At 68.1% G+C, this 22,354-nt stretch carries 25 protein-coding genes and 2 tRNA genes; 17 read left to right on the forward strand and 10 right to left on the reverse strand.

What is annotated here, in order from left to right; all coding sequences use genetic code 11:
* The first annotated feature begins 67 nt into the window (after window positions 1-67).
* Complete coding sequence (locus J2753_RS02855; RefSeq protein WP_209490272.1) at window positions 68-1,024, forward strand: AEC family transporter; 957 nt, start codon at window positions 68-70, stop codon at window positions 1,022-1,024.
* A 112-nt stretch (window positions 1,025-1,136) separates the two neighbouring features.
* Complete coding sequence (mtnP, locus tag J2753_RS02860; RefSeq protein WP_209490274.1) at window positions 1,137-2,009, forward strand: S-methyl-5'-thioadenosine phosphorylase; 873 nt, start codon at window positions 1,137-1,139, stop codon at window positions 2,007-2,009.
* Between the two features lie 763 nt (window positions 2,010-2,772).
* Here the strand turns inward: mtnP and J2753_RS02865 are convergent.
* From J2753_RS02865 to J2753_RS02875, 3 genes are all read right to left on the reverse strand, one after another.
* Window positions 2,773-4,701 (reverse strand): ABC transporter ATP-binding protein, encoded by a 1,929-nt coding sequence (locus J2753_RS02865; protein ID WP_209490276.1) that lies wholly within the window; start codon window positions 4,699-4,701, stop codon window positions 2,773-2,775.
* Window positions 4,702-4,847: 146 nt separating this feature from the next.
* The gene (locus tag J2753_RS02870; RefSeq protein WP_209490278.1) at window positions 4,848-5,123 is read right to left on the reverse strand and encodes a DUF7538 family protein; all 276 of its coding nucleotides are present in this window, start codon (window positions 5,121-5,123) and stop codon (window positions 4,848-4,850) included.
* An 18-nt stretch (window positions 5,124-5,141) separates the two neighbouring features.
* A complete protein-coding gene (locus J2753_RS02875) occupies window positions 5,142-5,651 on the reverse strand; it encodes a DUF192 domain-containing protein (RefSeq protein WP_209490280.1) in 510 nt (169 codons plus the stop codon).
* Between the two features lie 84 nt (window positions 5,652-5,735).
* On the opposite strand from J2753_RS02875, the gene J2753_RS02880 reads away from it, so the two are divergent.
* The 4 genes from J2753_RS02880 to J2753_RS02895 all read left to right on the forward strand — a co-directional run bounded on the left by J2753_RS02880 (window position 5,736) and on the right by J2753_RS02895 (window position 8,040).
* Window positions 5,736-5,809: transfer RNA gene (locus J2753_RS02880), tRNA-Val, on the forward strand.
* A 240-nt stretch (window positions 5,810-6,049) separates the two neighbouring features.
* On the forward strand, window positions 6,050-6,607 hold the full coding sequence (locus J2753_RS02885; protein ID WP_209490282.1) for a hypothetical protein: 558 nt from the start codon (window positions 6,050-6,052) through the stop codon (window positions 6,605-6,607).
* Between the two features lie 61 nt (window positions 6,608-6,668).
* Window positions 6,669-6,742, forward strand: a tRNA-Phe gene (locus tag J2753_RS02890).
* 434 nt (window positions 6,743-7,176) lie between these two features.
* Entirely contained in the window at window positions 7,177-8,040 is an 864-nt protein-coding gene (locus tag J2753_RS02895; RefSeq protein ID WP_209490284.1) for an alpha/beta fold hydrolase, read from the forward strand.
* Between the two features lie 21 nt (window positions 8,041-8,061).
* On the opposite strand, the gene J2753_RS02900 is transcribed toward J2753_RS02895, so the two are convergent.
* Window positions 8,062-8,658: a phosphoribosyltransferase family protein gene (locus J2753_RS02900; protein ID WP_209490286.1), complete on the reverse strand. Its 597-nt coding sequence runs from the start codon at window positions 8,656-8,658 to the stop codon at window positions 8,062-8,064.
* A gap of 79 nt (window positions 8,659-8,737) precedes the next feature.
* On the opposite strand from J2753_RS02900, the gene J2753_RS02905 reads away from it, so the two are divergent.
* Both J2753_RS02905 and J2753_RS02910 read left to right on the forward strand, forming a co-directional pair.
* On the forward strand, window positions 8,738-9,145 hold the full coding sequence (locus J2753_RS02905) for a DoxX family protein (protein ID WP_209490288.1): 408 nt from the start codon (window positions 8,738-8,740) through the stop codon (window positions 9,143-9,145).
* Between the two features lie 30 nt (window positions 9,146-9,175).
* Window positions 9,176-9,952: an enoyl-CoA hydratase/isomerase family protein gene (locus J2753_RS02910; protein WP_209490290.1), complete on the forward strand. Its 777-nt coding sequence runs from the start codon at window positions 9,176-9,178 to the stop codon at window positions 9,950-9,952.
* On the opposite strand, the gene J2753_RS02915 is transcribed toward J2753_RS02910, so the two are convergent.
* Window positions 9,949-10,194, reverse strand: coding sequence for a hypothetical protein (locus J2753_RS02915; RefSeq protein ID WP_209490292.1), 246 nt, complete (start codon window positions 10,192-10,194; stop codon window positions 9,949-9,951). The two genes, J2753_RS02910 and J2753_RS02915, sit on opposite strands and share 4 nt — an antisense overlap.
* A gap of 220 nt (window positions 10,195-10,414) precedes the next feature.
* Here J2753_RS02915 and nucS point away from each other — a divergent pair, with 220 nt between their 5' ends.
* The 3 genes from nucS to J2753_RS02930 all read left to right on the forward strand — a co-directional run bounded on the left by nucS (window position 10,415) and on the right by J2753_RS02930 (window position 12,906).
* The gene (nucS, locus tag J2753_RS02920; RefSeq protein WP_209490294.1) at window positions 10,415-11,191 is read left to right on the forward strand and encodes an endonuclease NucS; all 777 of its coding nucleotides are present in this window, start codon (window positions 10,415-10,417) and stop codon (window positions 11,189-11,191) included.
* A gap of 59 nt (window positions 11,192-11,250) precedes the next feature.
* The gene (locus J2753_RS02925; protein WP_209490296.1) at window positions 11,251-11,781 is read left to right on the forward strand and encodes a 50S ribosomal protein L16; all 531 of its coding nucleotides are present in this window, start codon (window positions 11,251-11,253) and stop codon (window positions 11,779-11,781) included.
* Between the two features lie 87 nt (window positions 11,782-11,868).
* The gene (locus J2753_RS02930) at window positions 11,869-12,906 is read left to right on the forward strand and encodes a carbohydrate kinase family protein (protein WP_209490298.1); all 1,038 of its coding nucleotides are present in this window, start codon (window positions 11,869-11,871) and stop codon (window positions 12,904-12,906) included.
* Between the two features lie 4 nt (window positions 12,907-12,910).
* Here J2753_RS02930 and J2753_RS02935 read toward each other — a convergent pair whose 3' ends face one another.
* The gene (locus J2753_RS02935; RefSeq protein WP_209490300.1) at window positions 12,911-13,855 is read right to left on the reverse strand and encodes a sugar kinase; all 945 of its coding nucleotides are present in this window, start codon (window positions 13,853-13,855) and stop codon (window positions 12,911-12,913) included.
* Between the two features lie 106 nt (window positions 13,856-13,961).
* Between J2753_RS02935 and J2753_RS02940 the strand changes: the two genes are divergently transcribed.
* Window positions 13,962-14,351, forward strand: a complete 390-nt coding sequence (locus J2753_RS02940) for a winged helix-turn-helix transcriptional regulator (RefSeq protein WP_209490302.1) — start codon at window positions 13,962-13,964, stop codon at window positions 14,349-14,351.
* A gap of 75 nt (window positions 14,352-14,426) precedes the next feature.
* Here J2753_RS02940 and J2753_RS02945 read toward each other — a convergent pair whose 3' ends face one another.
* Window positions 14,427-14,651 (reverse strand): DUF7860 family protein, encoded by a 225-nt coding sequence (locus tag J2753_RS02945; RefSeq protein ID WP_209490303.1) that lies wholly within the window; start codon window positions 14,649-14,651, stop codon window positions 14,427-14,429.
* Between the two features lie 79 nt (window positions 14,652-14,730).
* Between J2753_RS02945 and J2753_RS02950 the strand changes: the two genes are divergently transcribed.
* Complete coding sequence (locus tag J2753_RS02950) at window positions 14,731-14,973, forward strand: hypothetical protein (protein WP_209490305.1); 243 nt, start codon at window positions 14,731-14,733, stop codon at window positions 14,971-14,973.
* A 6-nt stretch (window positions 14,974-14,979) separates the two neighbouring features.
* Here J2753_RS02950 and htpX read toward each other — a convergent pair whose 3' ends face one another.
* Window positions 14,980-15,855, reverse strand: coding sequence for a zinc metalloprotease HtpX (htpX, locus tag J2753_RS02955; RefSeq protein WP_209490307.1), 876 nt, complete (start codon window positions 15,853-15,855; stop codon window positions 14,980-14,982).
* Between the two features lie 93 nt (window positions 15,856-15,948).
* On the opposite strand from htpX, the gene J2753_RS02960 reads away from it, so the two are divergent.
* From J2753_RS02960 to J2753_RS02975, 4 genes are all read left to right on the forward strand, one after another.
* Window positions 15,949-16,851: an NAD-dependent epimerase/dehydratase family protein gene (locus J2753_RS02960; RefSeq protein ID WP_209490309.1), complete on the forward strand. Its 903-nt coding sequence runs from the start codon at window positions 15,949-15,951 to the stop codon at window positions 16,849-16,851.
* 124 nt (window positions 16,852-16,975) lie between these two features.
* Complete coding sequence (locus J2753_RS02965) at window positions 16,976-17,188, forward strand: hypothetical protein (protein WP_209490311.1); 213 nt, start codon at window positions 16,976-16,978, stop codon at window positions 17,186-17,188.
* A gap of 61 nt (window positions 17,189-17,249) precedes the next feature.
* Complete coding sequence (locus tag J2753_RS02970) at window positions 17,250-17,960, forward strand: fumarylacetoacetate hydrolase family protein (protein ID WP_209490313.1); 711 nt, start codon at window positions 17,250-17,252, stop codon at window positions 17,958-17,960.
* Between the two features lie 424 nt (window positions 17,961-18,384).
* Window positions 18,385-19,506 carry a 60S ribosomal export protein NMD3 gene (locus J2753_RS02975; protein ID WP_209490315.1) on the forward strand — a complete coding sequence of 374 codons (1,122 nt, stop codon included), beginning with the start codon at window positions 18,385-18,387 and terminating at the stop codon, window positions 19,504-19,506.
* 101 nt (window positions 19,507-19,607) lie between these two features.
* On the opposite strand, the gene J2753_RS02980 is transcribed toward J2753_RS02975, so the two are convergent.
* Both J2753_RS02980 and J2753_RS02985 read right to left on the reverse strand, forming a co-directional pair.
* Window positions 19,608-20,426, reverse strand: a complete 819-nt coding sequence (locus tag J2753_RS02980) for a hypothetical protein (RefSeq protein ID WP_209490317.1) — start codon at window positions 20,424-20,426, stop codon at window positions 19,608-19,610.
* 34 nt (window positions 20,427-20,460) lie between these two features.
* Window positions 20,461-22,344: a helicase C-terminal domain-containing protein gene (locus J2753_RS02985; RefSeq protein ID WP_209490319.1), complete on the reverse strand. Its 1,884-nt coding sequence runs from the start codon at window positions 22,342-22,344 to the stop codon at window positions 20,461-20,463.
* Window positions 22,345-22,354 lie beyond the last annotated feature (10 nt).

Below are 22,354 nucleotides of genomic sequence, written 5' to 3' on the forward strand. Positions count from 1 at the left end.
CCGGCAGGGCTGGCTCTGATCACCGGAACCGAACCCCTCTTGAGGCCACCAGCGCCATTCTGCGGTAGTGGCGCTGCTTTCGATCTTCGCTTCGGCGATCCTCCCGATCGTCCTGATCGCGGCCGTTGGGTTCACCCTCGGCCGGCTGCGGGACGTCGAGCCCGGCCCGCTGAACACCGCGGTCGTCTACGTGCTCGCACCGGCGCTGGTGCTGCACAGCCTGATGGCGTCGGAACTGAGCGGCGGGACGCTGCTCCGACTCGCGCTGGCTATCGCCGCGTTCACGCTCGGCATGGCCGCCATCGTCGAACTCTCGGGGCGCCTGCTCGGTGTCGACACCGCGACGCTGTCGGCGCTGGTGCTCGTCTCGATATTCCCCAACGCCGGCAACTACGGCATCCCCGTCTCCGCGTTCTCCTTCGGCACGACCGGCCGGGGTGTGGCGGTGCTCTACGTCGCGGTCCAGTCAGTCATGATGTACACCATCGGCGTCTACGTCGCCTCCCGAAGCGGCGGGAGCGCGGGGCTGGGCGCGGTCAAACGGGTGTTCCGGATCCCGCTGATCTACGCCGTCGTCTTCGGCCTGCTGGCCCGCGCGCTGGATCTCGTCCCCGCCGCCGGGTCGACGGCGATGGAGACGCTCCAACTCGTCGGCGACGCCTCGATTCCCGTGATGCTCCTGATTTTGGGGATTCAGCTCGCGAACACCGACTTCGGCGCCGCGCTGCCGGAGATCGGCGTCGCCGCGACCGCGAAGATGCTCATCGCCCCGGCGCTCGCGGTCGGTATCGCACTGCTGGTCGGCTTCGACGAGCCGGCAGTCGCCCGGACCTACGTACTGGAGTCGGCGATGCCCGCCGCGGTGACGCCGCTGGTGCTCCTGATCGAGTTCGCCGACGACGTGGAGGTCGGCGGCGTGAGCGCGCCGGAGTTCGTCTCGACGGTCGTCGCCGTCACGACGGTGCTGTCGGTGCCGCTGCTGACGCTACTGATCTCGGTGCTCCAGTCGGACGTGCTGGTTTAGCGGCGACCAGTCGGTGCGGCGTTGGTCGTGGGCCGGCACCGCGTCGCTGGTAACACGGGGCACTGCGGGCGAACCGCCCCCGTTTATTCCGTTGCGGGCAGAAGGGGGCGGTATGACCATCGGCTTCATCGGTGGCTCGGGTATCTACGAGTCCCTACCGCTCAGCAACACCCACGAAGTGACCGTCGAGACCCCCTACGGCTCGCCGTCGGCGCCGGTGACCCTCGGCGAGTTCGGCGACACTGGCCGGGAGGTCGCGTTCCTCCCCCGCCACGGCCCCGACCACCAGCACGCGCCCACGAACCTTCCCTATCGCGCGAACATCTACGCGCTGAAGCAGGTGGGCGTCAGCCACATTCTCGCGACCAACGCGGTCGGCAGCCTGCGCGAGGAGCTATCCCCGCGCACGCTGGTCGTGCCGGACCAGATCTACGACCGCACCAAGCACCGCGACCTCTCCTTTTTCGGCGACGGCATCGTCGTCCACCAGCCGTTCGCCCAGCCGTACTGCCCGGAGATGGTCGACCACCTCAGCGACGCCGCGGCGGCCAGCAACGCTGACGCTGACGCCGACGTGAGCGAGGGCGGCACCTACGTCTGTATCGAGGGGCCGCAGTACTCCACGAAGGCCGAGTCGGAGTTCTACCGCGAGCAGGGCTGGGACGTCGTCGGCATGACGGCGATTCCGGAGGCAAAGCTTGCTCGCGAGGCCGAGATGTGCTACGCCACCCTCGCCGGCGTCACCGACTACGACGTCTGGAAGGAGGACCACGAGGTCACGCTGGAGGAGGTGCTCGAGAACGCCAGCGCCAACGAGGCGGCGATCAAGGCCGCCATCGAGGAGGCCATCCGGACGTTCCCCGAGGACCACGAGTGCAGTTGCCACAGTTCGCTGGAGGGGACGATCAACACGCCGACGGAGGCGATTCCGGACGAGACGCGGGAGCGTGTTGACCTGCTGGTCGGGGAGTATCTGGACGACTGAGGGCGTACGTAGTTGCGGTTTTTGGCTTCTAGAGTGACTACGGCTGTAGTTCGCTTTTTTGAGACAGCATCAGCAACAGCAGCTCTATCGTTGGCAAATTGGGACGGCAGGGCGCCGGGGATGAACCCCGGTCACCAGAAATCAGAGATTTCTGGTTGGCAGACGAGAATCGGAGATTCTCGTCAACGTCGCAGGAAGGCGCCGCCTTCCTGCTGGCAAACGGGAGCTTCGCTCCCGTTAACGTCGCCGGACTACGTCCGGCTGGCGAACGGGAGATTTGCTCCCGTTAACGGTACAGCACGAATCCCCACCCCTCGCGGGTCGCTGACGCTCCCCGCTCGGTCTTCCGTGGCCTCCCTCCGGTCGGCCACGCACCCGCCCCCCGCGTTGACGAGAGCCTGCAGCTCTCGTTCGCCAACCAGAACGCTTCGCGTTCTGGTGACGTCGACGAGCGACGCTCGTCTGCCAGCCGGACGTGGTCCGGCGACGCTCGCCGACCACTGGCGAGCGCGAGGCGTCCACCGCACCGCAGCCGTGCCGGCGGTGGCGCGAAGCGGTCGCGTCGACGGACGCGACCCGAGCACGAGGGATGAGGGAGCGAAGCGACTGAATCGGCTGGGGAGGCTGTGGCCGCGGTGCTGGGTAGTGCGGTCACAAGTAGTCAAGGGAACTCCGCGGTCGTGTTAGCAGCCAAATCGACGACCCAAAGAAAGCGGCCCCAGCGAAAGGCCGTGGCAACCGCACCAACTGCTACTTGCCCGAATCAGTTATCGTCCACGTCCACGTCGGCCTCGGCGTGGCGCTGCTGGGCGCGCTCGATGAACTCCTGGGGGAGTTCGTCGATCTCGCCGGCCTGCACGCCCCAGAGGTGAGCGTACAGCCCGTCGTTCTCGATCAGTTCGTCGTGCGTGCCGCGCTCGGCGATCTCACCGTCCTCGAGCACGAGGATCTGGTCGGCGTCCTTGATCGTCGACAGCCGGTGGGCGATGGCGAACGTCGTGCGGTCCTCGGTGAGTTTGTCGATGGAGCGCTGGATCAGCATCTCCGTCTCCGTGTCCACGTCGGAGGTCGCCTCGTCGAGGATCAGGATCTCCGGGTCCTTCAGGATCGCTCGCGCGATGGAGAGGCGCTGGCGCTGGCCACCCGAGAGTTTGACCCCGCGCTCGCCGATCTCGGTCTCGTAGCCCTCGGGGAGGTTCATGATGAACTCGTGGGCCTCGGCGGCCTTCGCGGCCTCGACGACCTGCTCGTGGTCGGCGCCGAAGGTGCCGTACTCGATGTTGTCCGCCACCGTCCCGTAGAACATGAACGTATCCTGGGAGACGTAGCCGAGTTTCCTCCGCAGCGAGGGGATGGTCACGTCGCGGATGTCCTGCTGGTCGATCTCGATGGCTCCCTCGTTGACATCGTACATCCGCAGCAGCAGTTTGAGGACCGTCGACTTCCCGGCCCCCGTCGGGCCGACCAGCGCAAGGGTGTTGCCGCCCTCAACCTCGAAGTTGATGTCGTCGACGATGGTCTCCTCGTCGTAGCCGAAGGAGACGTCGTCGTACTCGACGTAGCCGTCGGTGACTTCCAGCGCCTCGGCCTCGGGGTCCTCGACGATGCGCGAGGGGGTATCCATCAGGCCGAACAGGCGGGCGCTGGACGCGCGGGCCCGCTGGTACATGTTGATGATCGAGCCGAACTGTGCCATCGGCCAGATGAACCGCTGGGTGTAGAGGATGAACGTCGTGAACACACCGGCGCTCAGCGTCTCCTGACTCCCGGTGATCCACGCCGGCGCCTCGCCGAGCACCCAGAGGCCGCCGACGGTGAACGTGATGATGAAGCCGATGCCGGCGATGACGCGCAGCGCCGGGAAGAACAGGATCCGCGTCTCGATGGCGTCCCAGTTGGCGTCGTAGTACTCTTCGGAGACGTCCTCGACGCGGTCGGATTCGAAACCCTCCGTGTTGAACGTCTTGATCACCTTGATGCCACCGAGGTTGTTCTCGAGACGGCTGTTGAGGTGGCCGACCGTCTTGCGGACGGTGGCGTACTTCGGCTGGATGATGTCGATGAACTTCCAGGTGATGACGGCGATGATCGGCACCGGCAGCAGCGCGATCAGCGCCAGCCGGGGGTTGAGCCAGAGCATGATGCCGGCGATACCCAGCACCATCACCGAGAGCCGGAACAGCGAGTTCATCCCCTCGTTGAGGAACCGTTCGAGGCGGTTCACGTCGTTCGAGAGGATGGACATCATCTCCCCGGTCTGCTTCTCGGCGAAGAAGTCCATGTTGAGCCGCTGCATCTTGTCGTACGTGTCGGTACGGATGGTGTGCTGGATCGTCTGGGCGAAGGAGTTCCAGCCGTAGTTTCTGATCCAGTGGAACGCCGACCCGCCGAAGAAGGACACGCCCAGCAGGGTGATCGCGAACCAGAACTGGGGTATCGTCTCGGTCGGGATGAACCGCTGGGGGAGCAGCGGCAGTTCGAACTGCCTGGGGCCGAAGATCGCGTCGATGGCGATCCCGAGCAGGAGTGGCGGCAGCAGGTCCAGGATCCGGGCGGCGACGCTGCCCAGGAACCCGATGCCGAAGTAGCGGGCGTTGGGCCACCCGTACTCCTCGAACAGGCGCCGCATCGGGTTATCCGTCTTCTGACGGATATCCTCGAACGGGTCGTCCTCGTCGGAGGGATGTGACATTGTTCACCGCGACGGAACCATCCCTCAAAAGACTTTACGAATCGAAACACGCTGCCGGTCGGGTGAGCCGGCCGAAATCGCCGGTATCGTTCGACGACAGGGGGGCGACGAGTGGTTTCTGGTCGTTTGGGGTGTGAGACCGAGCCTCAAATCGGTCGGCTCTCGACGCTGGAATCGACGCCAGCGGCGTCGAGGTCCTCGCGAATCCTCGCGCGCAGGGGGTCCGGGACGGTGTCGCGGCCGACCGGGACGGCCGTCTCGCCATCGCCCTTGACCTTCCAGTAGAGGACGCAGTCGCTGGGTGCGTAGTACTCGATGCTGTAGCGGTCGCCGTCGCCGCGGTAGTGGACGCGGGCGGCGAACTCCTCGGCGGTCCAGCCCTCGCGGTCGGCGAGGGCGTCGACGGCCTCGTACTCGCTCACGATTGGTGGTGGGGCCCCTCAGTCGTCGGTGTTTCGGTGTTCCTCGGGGATCTGGACCTGATCGCCGACTTCGATCCCGTGCTCGACGGTGTACTCGTAGGGGAGTTCGACGACGTACTTCCCGTACCCCTCGTAGGTGGGGCTCTCTTCGCCCTCCGGCGGGACCTCGGCGTGGTGGATAGTCGTGATGGTGCCGTTCTCGGCGACGAACACCATGTCGATGGGGAAGTCCATGTCCCGCATCACGTAGCCGTGTTCGCCCTCGCGCGGGTGGACGAACAGCATCCCCCCGTCCTCGTCGAGGGATTCGGTGTTGCTCAGTCCGGTGTAGCGCTCGTCCCACGTGTCCGAGACGTTGGCCTGCACGACGGCGAGTTGGTCGCCGGTCTCGGCGTCGGAGAACGTCACCGTCGCGCGTTCGGCACCGCCGCCGTCGTAGATGGCGGGGAACGGGCTGGCGCCGGTGACGACGACGGTGGCGCCGACGAGGAGGACGACTACTGCGAGGGCGAGACGGCGGTCGATCACGGCTGTAGCGAAGGGCTACGGGGTGCTAAGGGTTGCGACGGATTGCGTAATCGTTATTCGCGCGGGTCGCCGTATTCGGGGCACGGGCTCGTGGTCTAGTTGGCTATGACGTCTCCTTTACATGGAGAAGACCGGTGGTTCAAATCCGCCCGAGCCCACTTCTGACGCCGCAACTGTGAGGAGCGAAGCGACGAGCCTGCGGCGTCTGCGTGGCGTCGAAGGATTCTGAACCCAGAGGACGAGCGCAGCGAGTCCTCGCGGTTCAAATCCGCCCGAGCCCACAGTTCGAACCCCCACCAACCCAAAATCTGCGCTCTAACGCCCCGAACCGGTCGGGTTCCTAACGGAACGTCCAACAGACCTTTTCGTGGCCGGGGTCTCTCCGCGGACAGACACACATGCAGGGGAAACACATCGCGATCGCGGCCGCCGTGCTCGTGGTCGTCGTGGGTGGGATCGCCGGCGCGCTGGTCACCGGGTTCGGCCCGGCGCCGGGCGGCGACGGCGGGGGACTCGGCGGCGACAGTACGGCGACGGCAACGCCGTACGAGAACACCGTCGTCGTCGACTCGACCGGGACTGAATCGGGCGGAGGTGGCGACGGCACCGCGACTGCCTCCCAGCCGGACCCGTTCGCGTTCGTGATCGAGAACATCAGCGAGTGCGGGGACACCTGTCGCGTCGTGGACGCGTCAATCGTGAACCAGCAGGACTCCGCTGCGACGGGCGTGACCGTGCGCTCGGAGATCTACACCGGCGGCGACAAGATCTGGGAGGGGAGCTCCGACGTGGGCACCCTCGAGTCGGGCGAGAGCTACAGCGACACCAAGCGCGTCGATCTCAGCTACGGCGAGGCGTACAAGGTTCAGCAGAACGACGGCAAGATCCTGATCAAGACGTACGTGGTGACCGACGGCGCGACGTACGTGTTCAAAGACGAGCGGGACGTCAGCTAATCGTCGCCGGGTCGCGGTTTTTCGAAATCCTTAATGCCGGATCGGCCATCGTTTCGCTTGCGCCGCCTTAGCTCAGATTGGGAGAGCACTCGACTGAAGATCGAGCTGTCCCCCGTTCAAATCGGGGAGGCGGCATTTTCCTGCGAACTCGTGAGGGAGCGACGCGACCGAACCGTGAGCAGTGAAAAATGCTCTCGAGCCGATTTGAGCACGGAAGTCGCGCACAGCGAAGCGAGCACGTCTTCCGGCGTTCAAATCGGGGAGGCGGCATAGCTTTTTCACACGAATCGCATTCGAGAGTTTCGACTGAAGATCGAGCTGTCCCCCTCCCCGCGAGCGAAGCGAGTGGGGGCACGGAAGACGAGCATCGCGAGTCTTCCGGTGGTTCAAATCGGGGAGGCGGCATTTTCCTGCGAACTCGTGAGGGAGCGACGCGACCGAGCGTACCAATCGCCCCGCCGTCCCACCCCCGAACGTACAGCGCCCGTTTGAGTCTCCCGAGGCTCTTTCACCACGCCGACAGATTGTTGCGATAGCGCCAGATCCGTCGACGGCGCGGTTCCACGACGATGACCGCCTCCATCCCGACCACGACCGTCAGCATCGACGAGAACCGACAGCTCACGTACACCGAATACGGCGACGCCGGCGGCACGCCCGTCCTGTTCCTCCACGGGGCGCCCGGGTCGCGCCGACTCGGAACGCTGTTCGACACGGCCGCCCGCGAGCACGGGATCCGGCTGCTCGCGCCGGACAGACCCGGCTACGGCCAGTCACTACCGTGGCCGGATCGCTCGATCAGCGACGCCGGAACGTTCCTCACAGCCGTCCTCGACGACGCCGGCGTCGAGACGGCCGGCCTCGTCGCGTTCTCCGGCGGGAGCGCCCACGCGCTCGCGGCCGCGGCGGCCCACCCGGACCGGATCGACCGCCTCGACGTCGTCGCCGGGGCGACGCCGCCGAGCGTCAGCGCGGCGACGCCGACGCCCCAGCGCGTGCTCTCGGGGCTGGCGAAGCGGGCACCGAGAGGGCTCGGGGCGCTGCTCCGCGGGCAGGCGTTCCTCGCCGACCGCCTCGATCCGTCGTTCGTCGTCGCCCAGTACACCGACGATGCCGACTCGGTGCCGGAGGCGGTGCAGTCGGTCGTGAAAGCCGACTTCCTCGAAGCGTTCGCCGAATCCCGTTCGGGAGCAGTGACAGAGTTCCGGAACACGGCCAGCGAGTGGGATATCGCGTTCGAGGCCATCGACGCCGAAGTCTGCCTCTGGCACGGCGAGCGCGACACCAACGTCCCGATTGCGGGGGCCCGGGAACTGAAAGCACAGATCCCGGGGGCTGAACTCCGGGTGTTCGACGACGCCGACCACCTCCAGACACTGCGGCGTGCGACGCCCGACGCACTGGCGGCACAGGGGCGGAGAACTACTGACTGAGACGGCCGCTGGCCGATCGGGCTACTGCTCCCGCTCCGGCGTCCCGAGTTCGTGCCACGGCCGAATGGTGTGCACGCCGTACTCCTCGTCCAGTTCCAGCGGCACCTCGTTCTCCTCAGCGTCACCGGAAGCGGACGCTTCCGGTTGGCCCGCGGGAGCGGCGCTCCCGCGAACGTCGAGGACGGCGATGCCCACCACGTCGGCGCCCGCACGCTCCAGCAGATCCAGCGCCGTCGTCATCTGGGAGGCCGTCTCCATCCAGTCGTCGACCAGCAGCGTGCGGGCGCCGTCGTCGACCATCCGGGTGTCCAGTTCGAGGGTCTTCTCCTCGCCGGTGTAGTCGACTAGCGAGTCGCTGATCCGGTGTTCCTCGGCGATAGGGAGCTTCCCGCCCTTCCGGACCGAGACGAAGCCGGCGTCGAGTTCCCACGCCAGTACGGCGCCCGGGACGAAGCCGATAGCGTCGATGCCCGCCACCTGATCCACCTCGTCGGCGTCGTAGGGGTCCAGCACGTCCTCGCAGAACGCCGCGAACGCATCGGCGTCGGCGAACAGCGCCGGGACGTTGTACCGGTAGCCCGCGCTCTGGATCAGGTCGCGGTACTCGTCCCACTCCATAGCCGCGCTTGGGCGCTCCACACCAAATGTCTGCCCGTCGCGGCGAAGCTTCTTGCCCCGCCGCGCCGAACCGCCGCCGATGACCGACCCTGACGCCGACGCCTCGGACTGGTCCACTGGCCGCGCCGTCATGGGCCTGTTCTACGTCGTCGCCGGCGTAAGCCACTTCTTCGCGCCGCGGGCGTTCAAGCGCGTCGTCCCGCCGCAACTCCCCCGGCCGCGGGCGCTGGTCTACCTCTCCGGCATCGCCGAAATCGTTCTCGGCATCGGCGTGCTGTTCGAGCGGACCCGCCGCGTCTCGGCGTGGGGCCTCGTCGCGCTCCTGATTGCGGTGTTCCCGGCGAACGTGTACATGGCGACCGACGACGTGGCCGCCGATCTCGTCCCCGAGCGGTTCGCCGACACCGCCCGGGTCGCGGCGTGGGTGAGGCTCCCGCTGCAGGCCGTGCTGGTGGGCTGGGCGTGGCTCTACACCCGGGCTCGGTAGCTCTTTGTCGCCGCCGGGACACGCCCGACCATGCCCGAGTACGGCCCGTTCCGCCACCTGAGTCTCGCCGTCGACGACGGCCTCGCCACGCTGACCATCGACCGCCCGGAGACCCACAACGCGCTGAACGCCGCCGCGATGTGCGACCTCGACCGGGCGTTCACCGAGATCGAGGCCGACGACGCCGTCGAGGCGGTGGTGATCGAGGGTGCCGGCGACGAGGCGTTCTCCGCCGGCGCGGATCTGGAAGAGTACGCCGGCCCCACAGAGGCCCACGAGCGCATCGAGAAGGAGCGCCAGCACGAGCGATTTCGCGCGCCACACGACTGCTCGGTGCCCGTGATCGCGAAGATCGACGGCTACTGCATCGGCGGCGGTCTCGTCCTCGCGCTGCACTGCGACCTCCGGATCGCAAGCGAGCGCTCGACGTTCGGGCTCCCGACCGCCGCAGTGGGGCTGCTGCCCACCGGCGGCGCGACCCGGCGGCTGGTCGATGCTGTCGGGGAGTCGGTCGCGAAAGAACTGGTGTTCACTGCGGAACGGATCGACGCCGACCGGGCCCGGGAGGTGGGGTTAGTGACCGACGCCGTCCCGGCGGCCACGCTCGACGGGCGCGTGGACGATCTGGCGGCGTCGATGCGCGACGTGGGTCGTGAGGCGCTGGGGCGCGCGAAGCGGTCGATCAACGCCGCCGTCGCGGCGCCGGACCCCGCTGCCGCGCGGGAGCACGAAGCGTCGCTCTGGTGGGCGCAGTTCGAAAGCTCCGAGCGACGGGAGCGCGTCGAGTCGTTCCTCGACGGGTCTTAGGTCTCGTCCTCGACCGCCTCTTCCTCGGACTCGTCTGCTTCGGTGGCTTCCTCAGTGGCCTCTTCGTCGGCATCCTCGCCCTCAGCCTCCCCCGATGCGACGGGGCCGACGCCGCCGACAACCGTCTCGCCAGGGCTGTCGTCCTCGTAGTCGGGCGTGTTGGCCATCAGGTAGAGTACGGGCACGATGATGAGGGCGAGAAACGCGATCCCGCCGATATAGGTGAGTATGGGGTCGACCATACTCCCCATATTTCCCGGGGGGACTGTATGTGCTACGGCTTGCGTCGGCCTCGGCCGGTAGTGTCAGCGGCCGAGTGCGACGGCCTCGGCCGGTAGTGTCAGCGGCCGAGTGCGTCGGCCTCGGCCGGTAGCGTCAGCGGCCGAGTGCGACGGCCTCGGCCATCCGCGCACCTCCCCCCGAGACCGTCGGCCATTTGTCCGTCGGCGGCCAACGACGGGTGTGAGCGTGACCACTCTCCATCGACCGACCCACCGCGACGCGCTCGAGGCGCTGTCGGCGGCGTTCGAGCGCGGGGAGATGGTCACCGTGTTCGGCCGCTGTACCGTCGAGTACGACGGCCGGGCGGCCTCCTCGCTCGGAGCCGGCGACCGCCTGCTGATCCTCAAGCCCGACGGGACCGCGCTGGTCCACACCGACGAGCAGCGCACGCCCGTGAACTGGCAGCCGCCGGGGTCCGAACACCGCGTCGCCGTCCGCGACGGCCGGCTGCGCGTGCGCAGCGAGCGCGAGAGCCCCGCCGAGACGCTTGACGTACGCTTCGAGCGCGTCCATCAACTGTCGGCCCTGCCGGTCACCGGCGGCCGCGCCGTCGACGTTCACGGGAGCGAGGAGGACCTGCGCCAGCGCATCCTCCAGAACCCGGACCTCGTGGAGCCGGGGTTCGAGCCAGCGGCCACCGAGCGCGAGACGGCCGCCGGCCCAGTCGACGTGTTCGGCCACGACGACGAGGGGCGGCCCGTCGTCGTCGAACTCAAGCGTCGGCGCGTGGGGCCGGACGCGGCAGGCCAACTCGGGCGCTACGTCGAGGCGCTGGATCGCGAGGTTCCAGACGGGGCCGAGGTTCGCGGGATGTTGGTCGCGCCCTCCGTGACCGACCGCGCGCGCGAGCTACTGGCCGAGAAGGGGCTCTCCTTTGTCTCGTTGGCGCCCGCAGCGGCCGACGACGGCGGCGTCGCCGGGGCAGCCTCGACGGCGAGCGACGCCGACGAGGCCTGACTCCGGGGACGCATCGAAGGGTTTAATCGCCGAGTGTACCTCAAAACAGGCAAGTAGCCATGTCTGACAAGCCCGCCTCAATGTACCGGGAGATCGACAAGCCGTCGTACACCCGGCGAGAGTACGTCACCGGTATTCCCGGTTCGAAGATCGCCCAGCACAACATGGGCGACCTGCAGTCCGACCCGCAGGACTACCCGGTCAAGATCTCGCTGCGGCCCGAGGAGACCCTCCAGGTCCGTCACGGCTCCCTCGAGTCCGCGCGACTGTCCGCGAACCGCCACCTGATCAAGACCCTCGGCGAGGGTAACTACAAGATGGTGCTCCGGAAGTTCCCCCACCAGATCCTCCGCGAGAACAAGCAGGCGACCGGCGCCGGCGCCGACCGTGTCTCCGACGGGATGCGGCAGGCGTTCGGGAAGCCGGTCGGCACCGCCGCCCGCATCAACCAGGGCGATAACATCTTCACGGCCTACTGTGAAGTCGAGGAGGCCGACGAAGTGAAGGAGGCGTTCCGTCGCGCCTACAACAAGATGTCGCCGCCCTGCCGCATCGTCGTCGAGCGCGGCGAGGACCTGCTGGTCCGGTAGCCCCGCGGCTTCTTTCGCTTTCTCCCCCGCCGAGCGGCGCCGCCGTCGAGCGTAGCGCCCATCTTCCCCCCACCCTAACGACCCCCTATGCCCTATCAGCGTCTGGCCCGTCGGCTGGCCGAGGCCCCCTCGCCCGCGGTGAGTACGCTCCCCGACGGGAGCGTCGACCGCTTCTGTCGGCTCTCGGCGGGTGCGCTCGACCCCGTCGAACGCCGGACGACGTTCGCCCGCGAGGCCGCCGCGGGCCGTCGTAAGGGGTTCGGGCTGGAGCCGGAGCGCGTCGAACCCGGCGGCCAGTCGGTCAACACCGCCCAGCAGGCCCACGCGCTCGGCGCCGATGCGACCTGCTACGGCCATCTCGACGACCCCGAACCCGGCCGCGACGTGTTCGACGCGCTTCCCCTCGAGACCGTCTCGATGGGTCGCCCGGCCATCGTGAACATCCTCGACTTCGAGGACAACGACCTGCTGCTCGTGGAGGCGTCGCCGGATCTCGCCGACTGGCGGCTGGCGGATCTCCGCGCGGCAGCGCCGCTCCCGGAGGTCTTCGACACCGAAGCAGTCGCCTGCTCGAACTGGGTCTCAGTCCCCGGGATGGCCGAGGCGTTCCACGAACTCGGCGACGCCTCGATCCCGCGAGTGCCGTTCGTGTTCGACCCCGGCGACGTGCTCGGCGGTGACGCCGCGGCCCACCGCGAACTCCGCGAGGCCATCCGCGCGCTCGGCGCGAGCGTGGACGTCGTGCTCTCGGTGAACCCCACCGAACTCCGGGCGCTGGCGGCCGCGCTACCGGAGCCGCCCGAGAGTCCGGACGACGAGAAACGGGTTCGAGCGATCCGGCAGGCGGCCGACGCCGCCGCGGTCGTGAAACACGGGAAAAACGAGGCGCTTGCGGCGACTCGGGAGGGGATCGTCCGCGTCGACAACCCCGTTGTCGAGGACCGCCGACAGATCGGCGGCGGCGACCGCTTCGCCGGCGGCCTGGCAGTTGGGCTCGGCGACGGCTGGAACTGGGAAACCGCCCTCGCGGCCGGGAACGCGTGTGCGAGCCACTACGTCGCGACCGGCGAGACGGCGTCGGCGACGACGCTCCGCGAGTGGCTGCTCGACCGCGACCTGGCGTAGGCGACTACTGCTCGGCGAGGATCCGTTCGACCGCGGCCGGCGACACGTCGACCGAGGTGCCCGAGAGCGTCCGGACGAGCGCCGCAGTAGCGGCGGCGCGGGCGAGCGCGTCGCCCACCCCCGCCGGCTGGTCGCCGGCGGTTCGTGCGGCGTGGAACGCGCCGACGAACGCGTCGCGGGCGCCCGCCTCGTCGACGACATCGCCCGCGACGGCGTCGGTTTCGTGGACCTCGCCGTCACGGGCCGCGAGTGCGCCGTTGTCCCGGAGCAGCACGACCGTCTCGAGGTCGTTGTCCGTCCGGAGCGCGTGGGCGATCTCGATAGGGTCGCCGTCCTCGCCGAAGATGGCCTCCGTGGCCGCCGGCGAGATGAACAGGACGTCGACGTGGGCCAGCAGCGCCTCACACGCCTCGCGCGCGGTCTCCCGCGACCAGTCTTCCTCCCGGTAGCGCAGGTCGAAGGAGGTGGTGGTGCCGGCCTCGCTCGCGGCCTGCAACAGCGACTCGGTCGCCGCCGCGGCGCGCTCGGAGCGTGCGGGCGTGGCGCCGGCGACGTGGAACCGCTCGGCGTCACGCACCACCCCCACTGGGAGGTTCCCGGCGTGGACCTGCTCGAAGGCGGCGCCGCTGCGGTCAAGCACCGTCGTCCGCCTGCGCGGTTCGGGCCCGGCTTCGACGAACGCCGTCGCGAGGCGGTCCGCATCGTCGCCACACGAGACGCCGGTCCGGACGCCGTGACCTCGCAGGTCGGCGACGACGCGCTCCCCCAGCGGCGAGTCGGGGAGCCGAGAGAGCCAGACGGCGTCGGCGCCCAGGCTCGATGCCGTCACGACGCTGTTGCGCTCCGGGCCGCCGACGCCGGCGTCGAAGCTCTCGGTGTCGCCGAGTCGGCGGCCGTGTGCCGCCTGGAGGCGCAGCGTCGCCTCGCCGAACGCCACGAGGTCGGTCATGCGACGACAGACGAGCGGTCGTGTGAAAAAGACTCGCCGGGGGTTACCGAGCCGTAGTCGGTATCCGGCGGTAACCCTGATACGCCTCGAGACCGTTGGTTCGGCCATGACTGACCCGACGGCCGACGACGCCACCGACCGACTGGAAGTTTGGTGTGCCGGCGAGGACTGGTGCCCGGTGACGACGACGGCGACGCTCATCGGGAAGAAGTGGCACCCCGTGATCGTTCATCGACTGCTCGATGGCGGCCCGAGCGGGTTCAGCGAACTCGAAGCGAACGTCGACGGCATCTCGAGCAAGGTGCTCTCGGACAGCCTCGACGACTTACAGGAGAAGCGACTGGTGAGCCGCGAGGTGGTCAGCGAGAAGCCGTTCCGCGTGGAGTACTCGCTCACGGACCACGGCGAGTCCCTCGAACCGGTGATCGTCGAGATGCAGAACTGGGGGCTGGAGCATATCGACGAGGCCACCGACGAGGAATCGTCGGTGGCCTGAACGGGCGGCAGAACTGCGAGTCGGCGGCGTTGGTGGTGTCGATGACGGGATCAGCACGTTCTGGGGCCGATCCGCCTACTCGGTCAGCGGCAGCACGATGCCGAACACGATGGGGCTGAGCACGAACGCCAGCAGCCCCACACCTGCGACGCCGAGGAACAGCGTCTCCTCCCAGCCTGGGACACTGAGGTAGTTCTCCGCGAGATACCCGCCGAACTCGCCGACGACCATCAGCGCGAGGCCGAGGAGGACACCGCGCTTGACGACCGCCGGGTAGTCGATTGAGCCGTATCTGCCCATCTCAGTTCGAGGTTGTCGTGTCGCCCCATACGTCTTTCGAGGCCGAAAGGCGTATAGTTACCAGCGCGAATCTCGGGGTATGGCATCCGGACTCCCCGAACTCGCAGTCGAACTCGCCACGGTGCTTGCCTACGCGGTGCTGTCGGGCGTACTCACCTACGTCGGCGTGCTCTCCGAACAGACAGCCCTCGAGACGTTCGCCGGCGGCCCGGCGCCGCTTGCGGTCTGGTTCCTCCTGCTCGGCGGCGTCGCCATCTACGGCGGTGTCGTGCTCGTCGGCCGCGAGCTGCTGGCGACGAAGCTACTGTCGCTGCTGCACTGAGTCGACCTACTGCGTCTCCATCTCGCGTTCGAGACCCCGGAGCTTCTCGACGCGGTTCTCCGTGCTCGGGTGGGTGCTGAACAGCTTACCGACGACCCCGGAGCTGATCGGGATGACGAAGAACGCGTTCATTTCTGAGGTCTCCCGCAGGTCCTCGTCGGGCACGCGGTCCATGCTGCCGTCGATGGTCAGCAGCGCCGAGGCCAGCGCCGAGGGCTTGCCCGTGATGGCCGCGGCGCCGCGGTCGGCGGCGTACTCCCGGTAGCGCGAGAGCAGGCGGATCAGCAGGAACGAGATGACCCAGACTGCGAGCGAGACGCCGATGGCGACGAGCATCTGCCCGCCGCCCTGTCGGTTCCGGCCGCCGCTGAACAGGAAGCCAAAGCGCACGACCATGAACGCCAGCGTCGAGAGAAAGGAGGCGATGGTCATCACCATCACGTCGCGGTTCTTGACGTGGGCGAGTTCGTGGGCCAGCACGCCCTCCAGTTCCTCGTCGTCGAGGCCGCGTAGCAGGCCACGGGTCACACAGACCGTCGCGTTCTTCTGGGAGCGCCCGGCCGCGAACGCGTTGGGCACCTGCGTGTCCGCGACGGCGACGGTCGGTTTGGGCAGGTCGGCCTGCTGGCAGAGGCGTTCGATGGTCGCGTGGAGTTCGGGGTACTCCTCGCGGTCGACCTCCTTTGCCCCCATGCTGTACAGCGCGAGTTTGTCGCTGAAGAAGAACTGGCCGATCATGAACAGCCCCATCACGCCGATGATCAGCCTCGGCCCGGCGCCGAGACTGGCCAGCACACCGATGAAGACGATATAGAGGACCCCAAGCAGCAGCATGGTCACACCCATGCGCGCTCGGAGGCCCCAGTCCGCTTTCCACTCCATAGCGGTGAATGGGTGTTCAGCCGTTTAAACCCCTTCCTGCCGGGGCGGGCCGCCATCGGCGGGGCTTTTCACCTCGGCGACGCCAGCGGGGGTATGGACACCGTCATCGTCACCGGCGGCCGCGGCGCTTCCGGGCGCTGGGTCGTCGACCGCCTGCGCGAAGACTACGAAGTCGTCGTCGTCGACCGGGACCACCCCGGGTTCGGTGCCGAACCGGTCGAGAACGTCGACTTCCGGGCCGCCGACCTCACCGACCGCGGCGCCGTCCGCGAACTGGTCGCGAGCATCGACCCCGACGCCGTCGTCCACTGGGGCGCCATCCCAGCGCTCGGCCGGCACCCCGAGGGCGACGTGTTCGAGAACAACGCTATCGCGGCGTACAACGTTCTCACCGCGGCCGGTGAGGCGGGTGCTCGGATCGTGCAGGCCTCCAGCGACGGCGCCTACGGGTTCTTCTTCGCCGAGGAGACGCCGCTGCCTGAGGAACTCCCGATCACCGAGAACCACCCGCGCCGGCCGGAGGATGGCTACGGCCTCTCGAAAGTCGCTGCCGAGGAGGTCGCGGCAGGTGTCGCACGCCGCCACGGCGTGCAGGTGGCGTCGATTCGGCCCTCGTGGATTCAGGAACCGGGCGAGTACCCCTGCCGGGATCCGGGCTACACCGGCGATCTCGGCGCCGGCGCAGGGAACTTCTGGTCCTACATCGACGCCCGGGACGTGGCGGAGATGGTCCACACGGCGCTCACGACGGAGTTCGCGCCCGAGGGCGGCCACGAGGCGTTCAACTGCGTCGCCGCGGACAACGCGCTCGGTGACCCGCTGGAGACGCTGATCGAACGGCACTACGGCGCGCTGCCCTCCGGCCCGGGCGTCGAGGGCGACGGGACGGCGTACAGCCTGAAGAAGGCGGGCGAACTGCTGGGCTGGGTGCCCGAGCACTCGTGGACGGAGGCGGCGGATGAGGACGTGCCGCGGCCGGAACTGGTCCGGGACTGAGCCGTCGGCGGTTGCAGATCTGTTCGAAGCGATTCGTTCGGTGCCTCTCCGTGAAACACTCGATCACCGAGTTGCTTTCTTCCGGTCACAAGTATTAACTAATAGCGGTGGAGAGGTCACAGTCGTGCAGTCCCCCGACACTGGCTACTCTGTCCTCATCCTCGTGCTTGGGTTGCTGTACGCTGTCTACCCGGGGGAAGCGGCGTGGCTGCGCTACGTGCTGAAGAAGGGGACGACCAGAAACGTGACCCCGCCTGCGGATACGGTGAATCTGTTTCGATTGCTCGGCATTCTGCTAACGATTGTTGCCCTCGTTTTCCTCTCGCCGGGCTTCTAACAGCGTCGAGGTTCTGCGCCGCGAGCCGAACCCCTATCACCCCGCCGGCACAGGCCCACCCATGCGACTCGCACGGATCGGGACCGGCGACGGCGTCGTCGCCGGCGAGTACGACGAGGGCGTGGTCGAGAGCGACGGCGAGCGCTACGTGGTCGGCGAGGACGGCCCGCTCGCGCCGCCGTGTGACCCCTCCGCCCTCTACTGTATCGGCCGGAACTACGCCGAGACGCTGGCCCAGAAGGGGTACGAGCGCCCCGAGCAGCCCACGTTCTTCATCAAGCCGCCGGCGTCGGTGATCCCCCACGGGGCGCCGATTCCCTACCCGACGTTCTCGGCGGAAGTGACCTACGCGGGCGAACTGGTGGCCGTCATCGATGAGCGTTGCCACGACGTGAGTCCGGAGGAGGCCGAGGATGTGGTTCGGGGGTTCACCATCATGAACGACGTCGACGCGCTGGATCAGCCGGGGCTCACGTCGCGGAAGGCGTTCGACGGCTCCGGACCGCTGGGGCCGTGGCTCGAGACCGATGTGGACCCGCGGAATCTGGATATGTACACCGAGATCAACGGCGAGCGCCGGCAGGAGGCGAACACGGAACTGATGCTCTGGGGGCCGTACGAGCTGATTTCGTTCCTCTCGGAGCGGTTCACGTTCCGTCCGGGCGACGCGATTACGTTCGGGAGCCCCGGGAACCCGGGGACGATTGACCCGGGCGACGAGGTGGAGATCTGGTACGAGGGCGTCGGGACGTTGCGGAATACGGTCGAATAGTTGTTTTCGGGGTATTTTGTGGCAGGATCAGCAGCCGCAACAGCATCTCGTTCGTTGGCAAATTGTGACCGCAGGGCGCCGGGGATGTACCCCGGCGCAGCGCCGAGTCCCCACCCCTCCCCCGCGCTCGCCGACCGCGGGCGAGCGCGAGGCGTCCACCGCTCCGCGGCCGGCGGTGGCGCGCGACGGGAGCGCCTCTGTGCGCGAACGAGCGCGCGAGGGATGAGCGACCGTATGGGAGCGAGTCGGCTGGGGAGGCTGTGGCCGCAGTGCGGCACGGTGCAGTCACAAGTTGCCCTGGGAACTCCGCGGTCGTGTTCGCAGTCGCGGTGAAGCGGACTCCGCCTCTCCAACAACAGTTCGCTCCGCAAACTCACACCACATAGCGCGGTCCTTATCAGTCCGAACCGCCGATTCAGCAGTAATGAGTAAGTCAGGCGAGTTCTGCCCTCGCTGTGGCGACGACGTGCCCAAGCGCCCCGAGCCGTTACCCGGGGAGCCGCGGGACCGCGACGCCGCCCTCTGTGACGCCTGCTACTTCGAGGACTTCGACCTCGTCGACGCCCCCGACCGCATCGAGGTGCTGGTCTGCTCGCGCTGTGGCGCCGTCCACCGCGGCAACCGCTGGCTCGATGTCGGCGCGAAGGACTACACCGACGTGGCCGTCGACGAAGTCGCCGAAGCCCTCGGGGTCCACCTCAAGGCCGAGCAGGTCCAGTGGGGCGTCGAACCCGAACAGGTCGACCAGAACACGATCCGAATGCACTGCACCTTCTCGGGGCTGGTCCGCGGTACGCCCGTTGAGGAGCAGGTCGTCGTTCCCGTCAAGGTCTCGCGGGCGACCTGTAAGCGCTGTGGCCGCATCTCCGGCGGCGCCTACGCCGGCGAGGTGCAGGTCCGCGCCGAGGAACGCGTCCCCACCAAGGAGGAACGCGAGCGCGCCATGGAGATCGCCCACGACATGGTCGAGGAGCGCGAAGCCGACGGCGACCGCGAGGCGTACGTCACCGAGGCCAAGAAAGTCGACGACGGCGCCGACATCAAGATCTCGACCAACAAACTCGGTCGGATGCTCTCGAAGCGCCTCGTCGAGGAGTTCGGCGGCTCCTTCGAGGAGTACGCCACCCTCGTCACCGAGGACTCCGACGGCAACGAGGTCTACCGCGTGACGTTCGCGGTCCACCTGCCGCGCTACCGGCCGGGCGAGATCATCGACCCCGAGGACGGCGACGGCCCGGTGCTGGTCACCTCCGTCCGAGGCAACCTCAAGGGCGTCAGGCTCACCTCCGGCGGACGCTACGAGGCCCGGTTCGACGAGGGTGACGCGCCCGACGCGCTCCGCCTCGGCGGGCGCGAGGACGCCGTCGAGACCACTGTCGTCGCCGTCGAGGACGAGCACGCGGTACAGGTGCTCGACCCCGAGACGTTCGAGTCGGTGAGCATCGCCCGACCGGACTTCTTCGACCCCGACGCCGATCAGGTGGACGTGCTCAAGGTCCGCTCCGGACTGTACATGGTGCCCGAGGAGGGCGTCACCGGAGCTTAAGCCGCCGGCTTTCCTCTTCGAACTATGGACTGGAAACAGCTACTCGCCGTCACGATGGTCGTGCTGATGCTCGGCTCCTCCATCGCCTACGCGCTGGCGCTCTAGGGCCGATACTCCACGTTCAGCGCGTCGTACACCCAGCTCAGCAGCGGACGGCTCGTTCCGTCCGGGCGCTCGACGCTCACGTCGTTCCACCGGTCGTAGCGGTAGCGCTGCCAGTCGGTCTCGTTGTCGTTGCTGGAGTGAACCGTGATCGACTGCAGCCAGCCCGATTCGGCGTCGACGGCAACGGTGACGTTGCCGTCGAACTGCTCGGGCGGCGCCGACGCGTTCCGTGAGGTCCCAAGCAGCCAACTCGCGACCGAGTCGTTCTCGGTCCGGAGTCGGATCGTGCCGTTCGCTTCCGAGACGGTCGTCTCGACCGCCGGGCTGGCGAGCGTCGCCGCCAGATCACTGCGGTCGAGGCGGTCGGCGCTCCCCCAGAGGTTCAGCGACCGGGATTGGGTGCGGTCGGGGTCGTCCGGGAAATCGTGGAACGCGACGCTGGCCTCGTCGGCGTACACGTCCGGCCCGGAGCCGGAGTAGCCCCCGCCGTTGGCGATGGTGTACTCGCGCTCGCTTCGCTCGACGGTGTACCGGAGGAACACACAGCCGCCGTCCCGCCGCGTCACGTTCTCGCGGTCGCAGGGCGCGATCCGGTCCATCCGGTAGTCGTTCGTCCCGGTCGCGTTCAGCGCGTCCAGCGCGACCTGTTCGGGCGGCCCGTCGGTGTCGACGGGGTCTGGATCGGGTGGCTCGTAGAACGGGTCGGCGATGCCGATTGAGCCCATGAGCAGCGCGGTGAGGACGGCGGCGATGGCCATCCGGCGGATGATGTCCTCACCGAACCGGGCCCGGAGGGCGTCGGCGAGTCGGCTCATCCGTCGCCCTCCACATCCCGAGTGGGCCGACTGCTCATCCGTCGCCCCACACGTCCGACAGCGGATGGTTATCTCGCTTCTCCGCGTCGGCCTCGGTGCGGTTCGTCGTCGACGCCGCTGACGATGACGACGACGCACTCGACGTACTGGATGACCCGCCGGACGACCGACTCGACGACCCACCCGACGAACTGCTGTCCGAACTCCGCCGACTGGTCCGACTCGTGCGCCCACCCGAGCGCGCGCTCGGGCTGGCGTCGACGCCCGACAGCGCCGCTTCCGGATCGGCTGTAGGAAGAGTCGGCTTCGAGAGCCGGTCGACCTGCTCTTGGAACCAATCCGGGATGTCCGTGCTCGCGCGGTCGAACAGTTCCAGCAGCGAATCGTCGGCGAGGTAGGTCGCGCCGTAGTCGTCCGGCGAGCGAACGACGCGGCCGCAGCCCTGAATCACGGTCTGCAGGGCGGCGCGGTAGTACCACGCCCACTGGCCCTGTTCGAGGCGCTGCTCCACCCGGGAGTCCTTCGTGTTGAGGTACGGCGCCTTACAGAGCACCTGCCAGCGACAGAGGTCGCCTTCGAGGTTCAGGGCTTCCTCCATCTTCACTGAGAGGAACAGCTCCGGGTCGTCGCTGGCTTTCCACGTCTCCAGTTCGGCGTCGCGGTTCTCCCGGTCGTGGACCCGGATGCGGCCGGCGACGCCGAGTTCGGCGAGGCGCTCGGCCAGTTGCTCCTGAATCGCGTAGGAGTGACAGTGGATCAGCCCCTTCTCGTCGGCGTGTTTCGCCATCAGGCGGACGATCAGGTCCGCGATTTTCGGCAGGGTCTCGTCGCGGTGCTCGTAGGTCATCTTCCCCTGCGTGGTGTCGTACAGTGGGCGGTTCTCGACGGGGAACGTGTGGCCGACCTCGACCAGTGCGACGTTGTCGGGGTCGAGGCCGACGCCGCGGCAGAACGCCTCCTTGTTGAGGATGGTCGCCGACAGCAGCGCGAACTTCGAGCCACGGTCCCAGACGGTGTGCTTGAGGTACTTCGCGGGATCGAGGGGCTTGATCGTGATCGACCCGCCGGCGCCGTCTGGCTGGTCGACGACCCACGTCGTCGGCGACTGCGGGTCGCGGTAGTCCTCGGCGAAGTAGCTGAGTTCGCTGATTAGCTCCTGCAGGCGGTCCCGGCGGGCCGCTTCGTCGGGCGTGAGTTCGGGCTTGGCCAGCAGGCGGTCCTTCTCGGCCTCGCAGCGTTCGAGTAGCTGTTCCGAAAAGCGCACGGCGCCCTCGACTTCGTCGCCGGTGGCGGCGGTCACGTCCGGGACGTCGATGTCGTCCCAGACCGGGACGCGGCGCGGGTCGAGTTCGACGGCGGCGTACATCTCGGCCCACTCCGCGAGGCCGTGGGCCTCGTCGACGACGCAGACATCGCGCATCCGGAACACGTCGCTGCCGGCGGTCTGCATGAAGTACGCGAGCGTCATCGCTGCGATGGACTGATTGCTGGCGATGGATCGGTCCGAGAAGTACGGGCAGCGGTGGCGGACGGTGCAGTCGAAGCCCTTCTTGCGGACACAGGGCGCTTGGTCGACGGGCGTGTCATGCTCGCCGGGGAGGATGCAGTCGTAGTTGTTCTTGCCACGGATGATCCGGAACTCCTCGAGCAGGTCGTCGGCCTCGACGTCGTCGAGTTGGCTGACCTGCGGCGTGGTGTAGTAGGCGCCGGTGGGCTGGGCGGGGTCGGCCTCCCCGACGGTCCGGGCCGCGCCCATGATCGAGCGCGCGAGGAGGGACTTGCCGCTGCCGGTCGGCGCGCGCACGAGCACCACGTCGTTCCCGGCGGCGAAGGCGTCGCGGATGTCCGCGAGCGCCTGCTCCTGATTGCCGCGGAAGGAGGGCGCGGGGAACGAGTCGGGGATTCGGGCGGGCTCCACTCTGTTTGGT

Source organism: Halolamina salifodinae, assembly GCF_017874235.1.
In the GTDB taxonomy this organism is placed as follows: domain Archaea; phylum Halobacteriota; class Halobacteria; order Halobacteriales; family Haloferacaceae; genus Halolamina; species Halolamina salifodinae.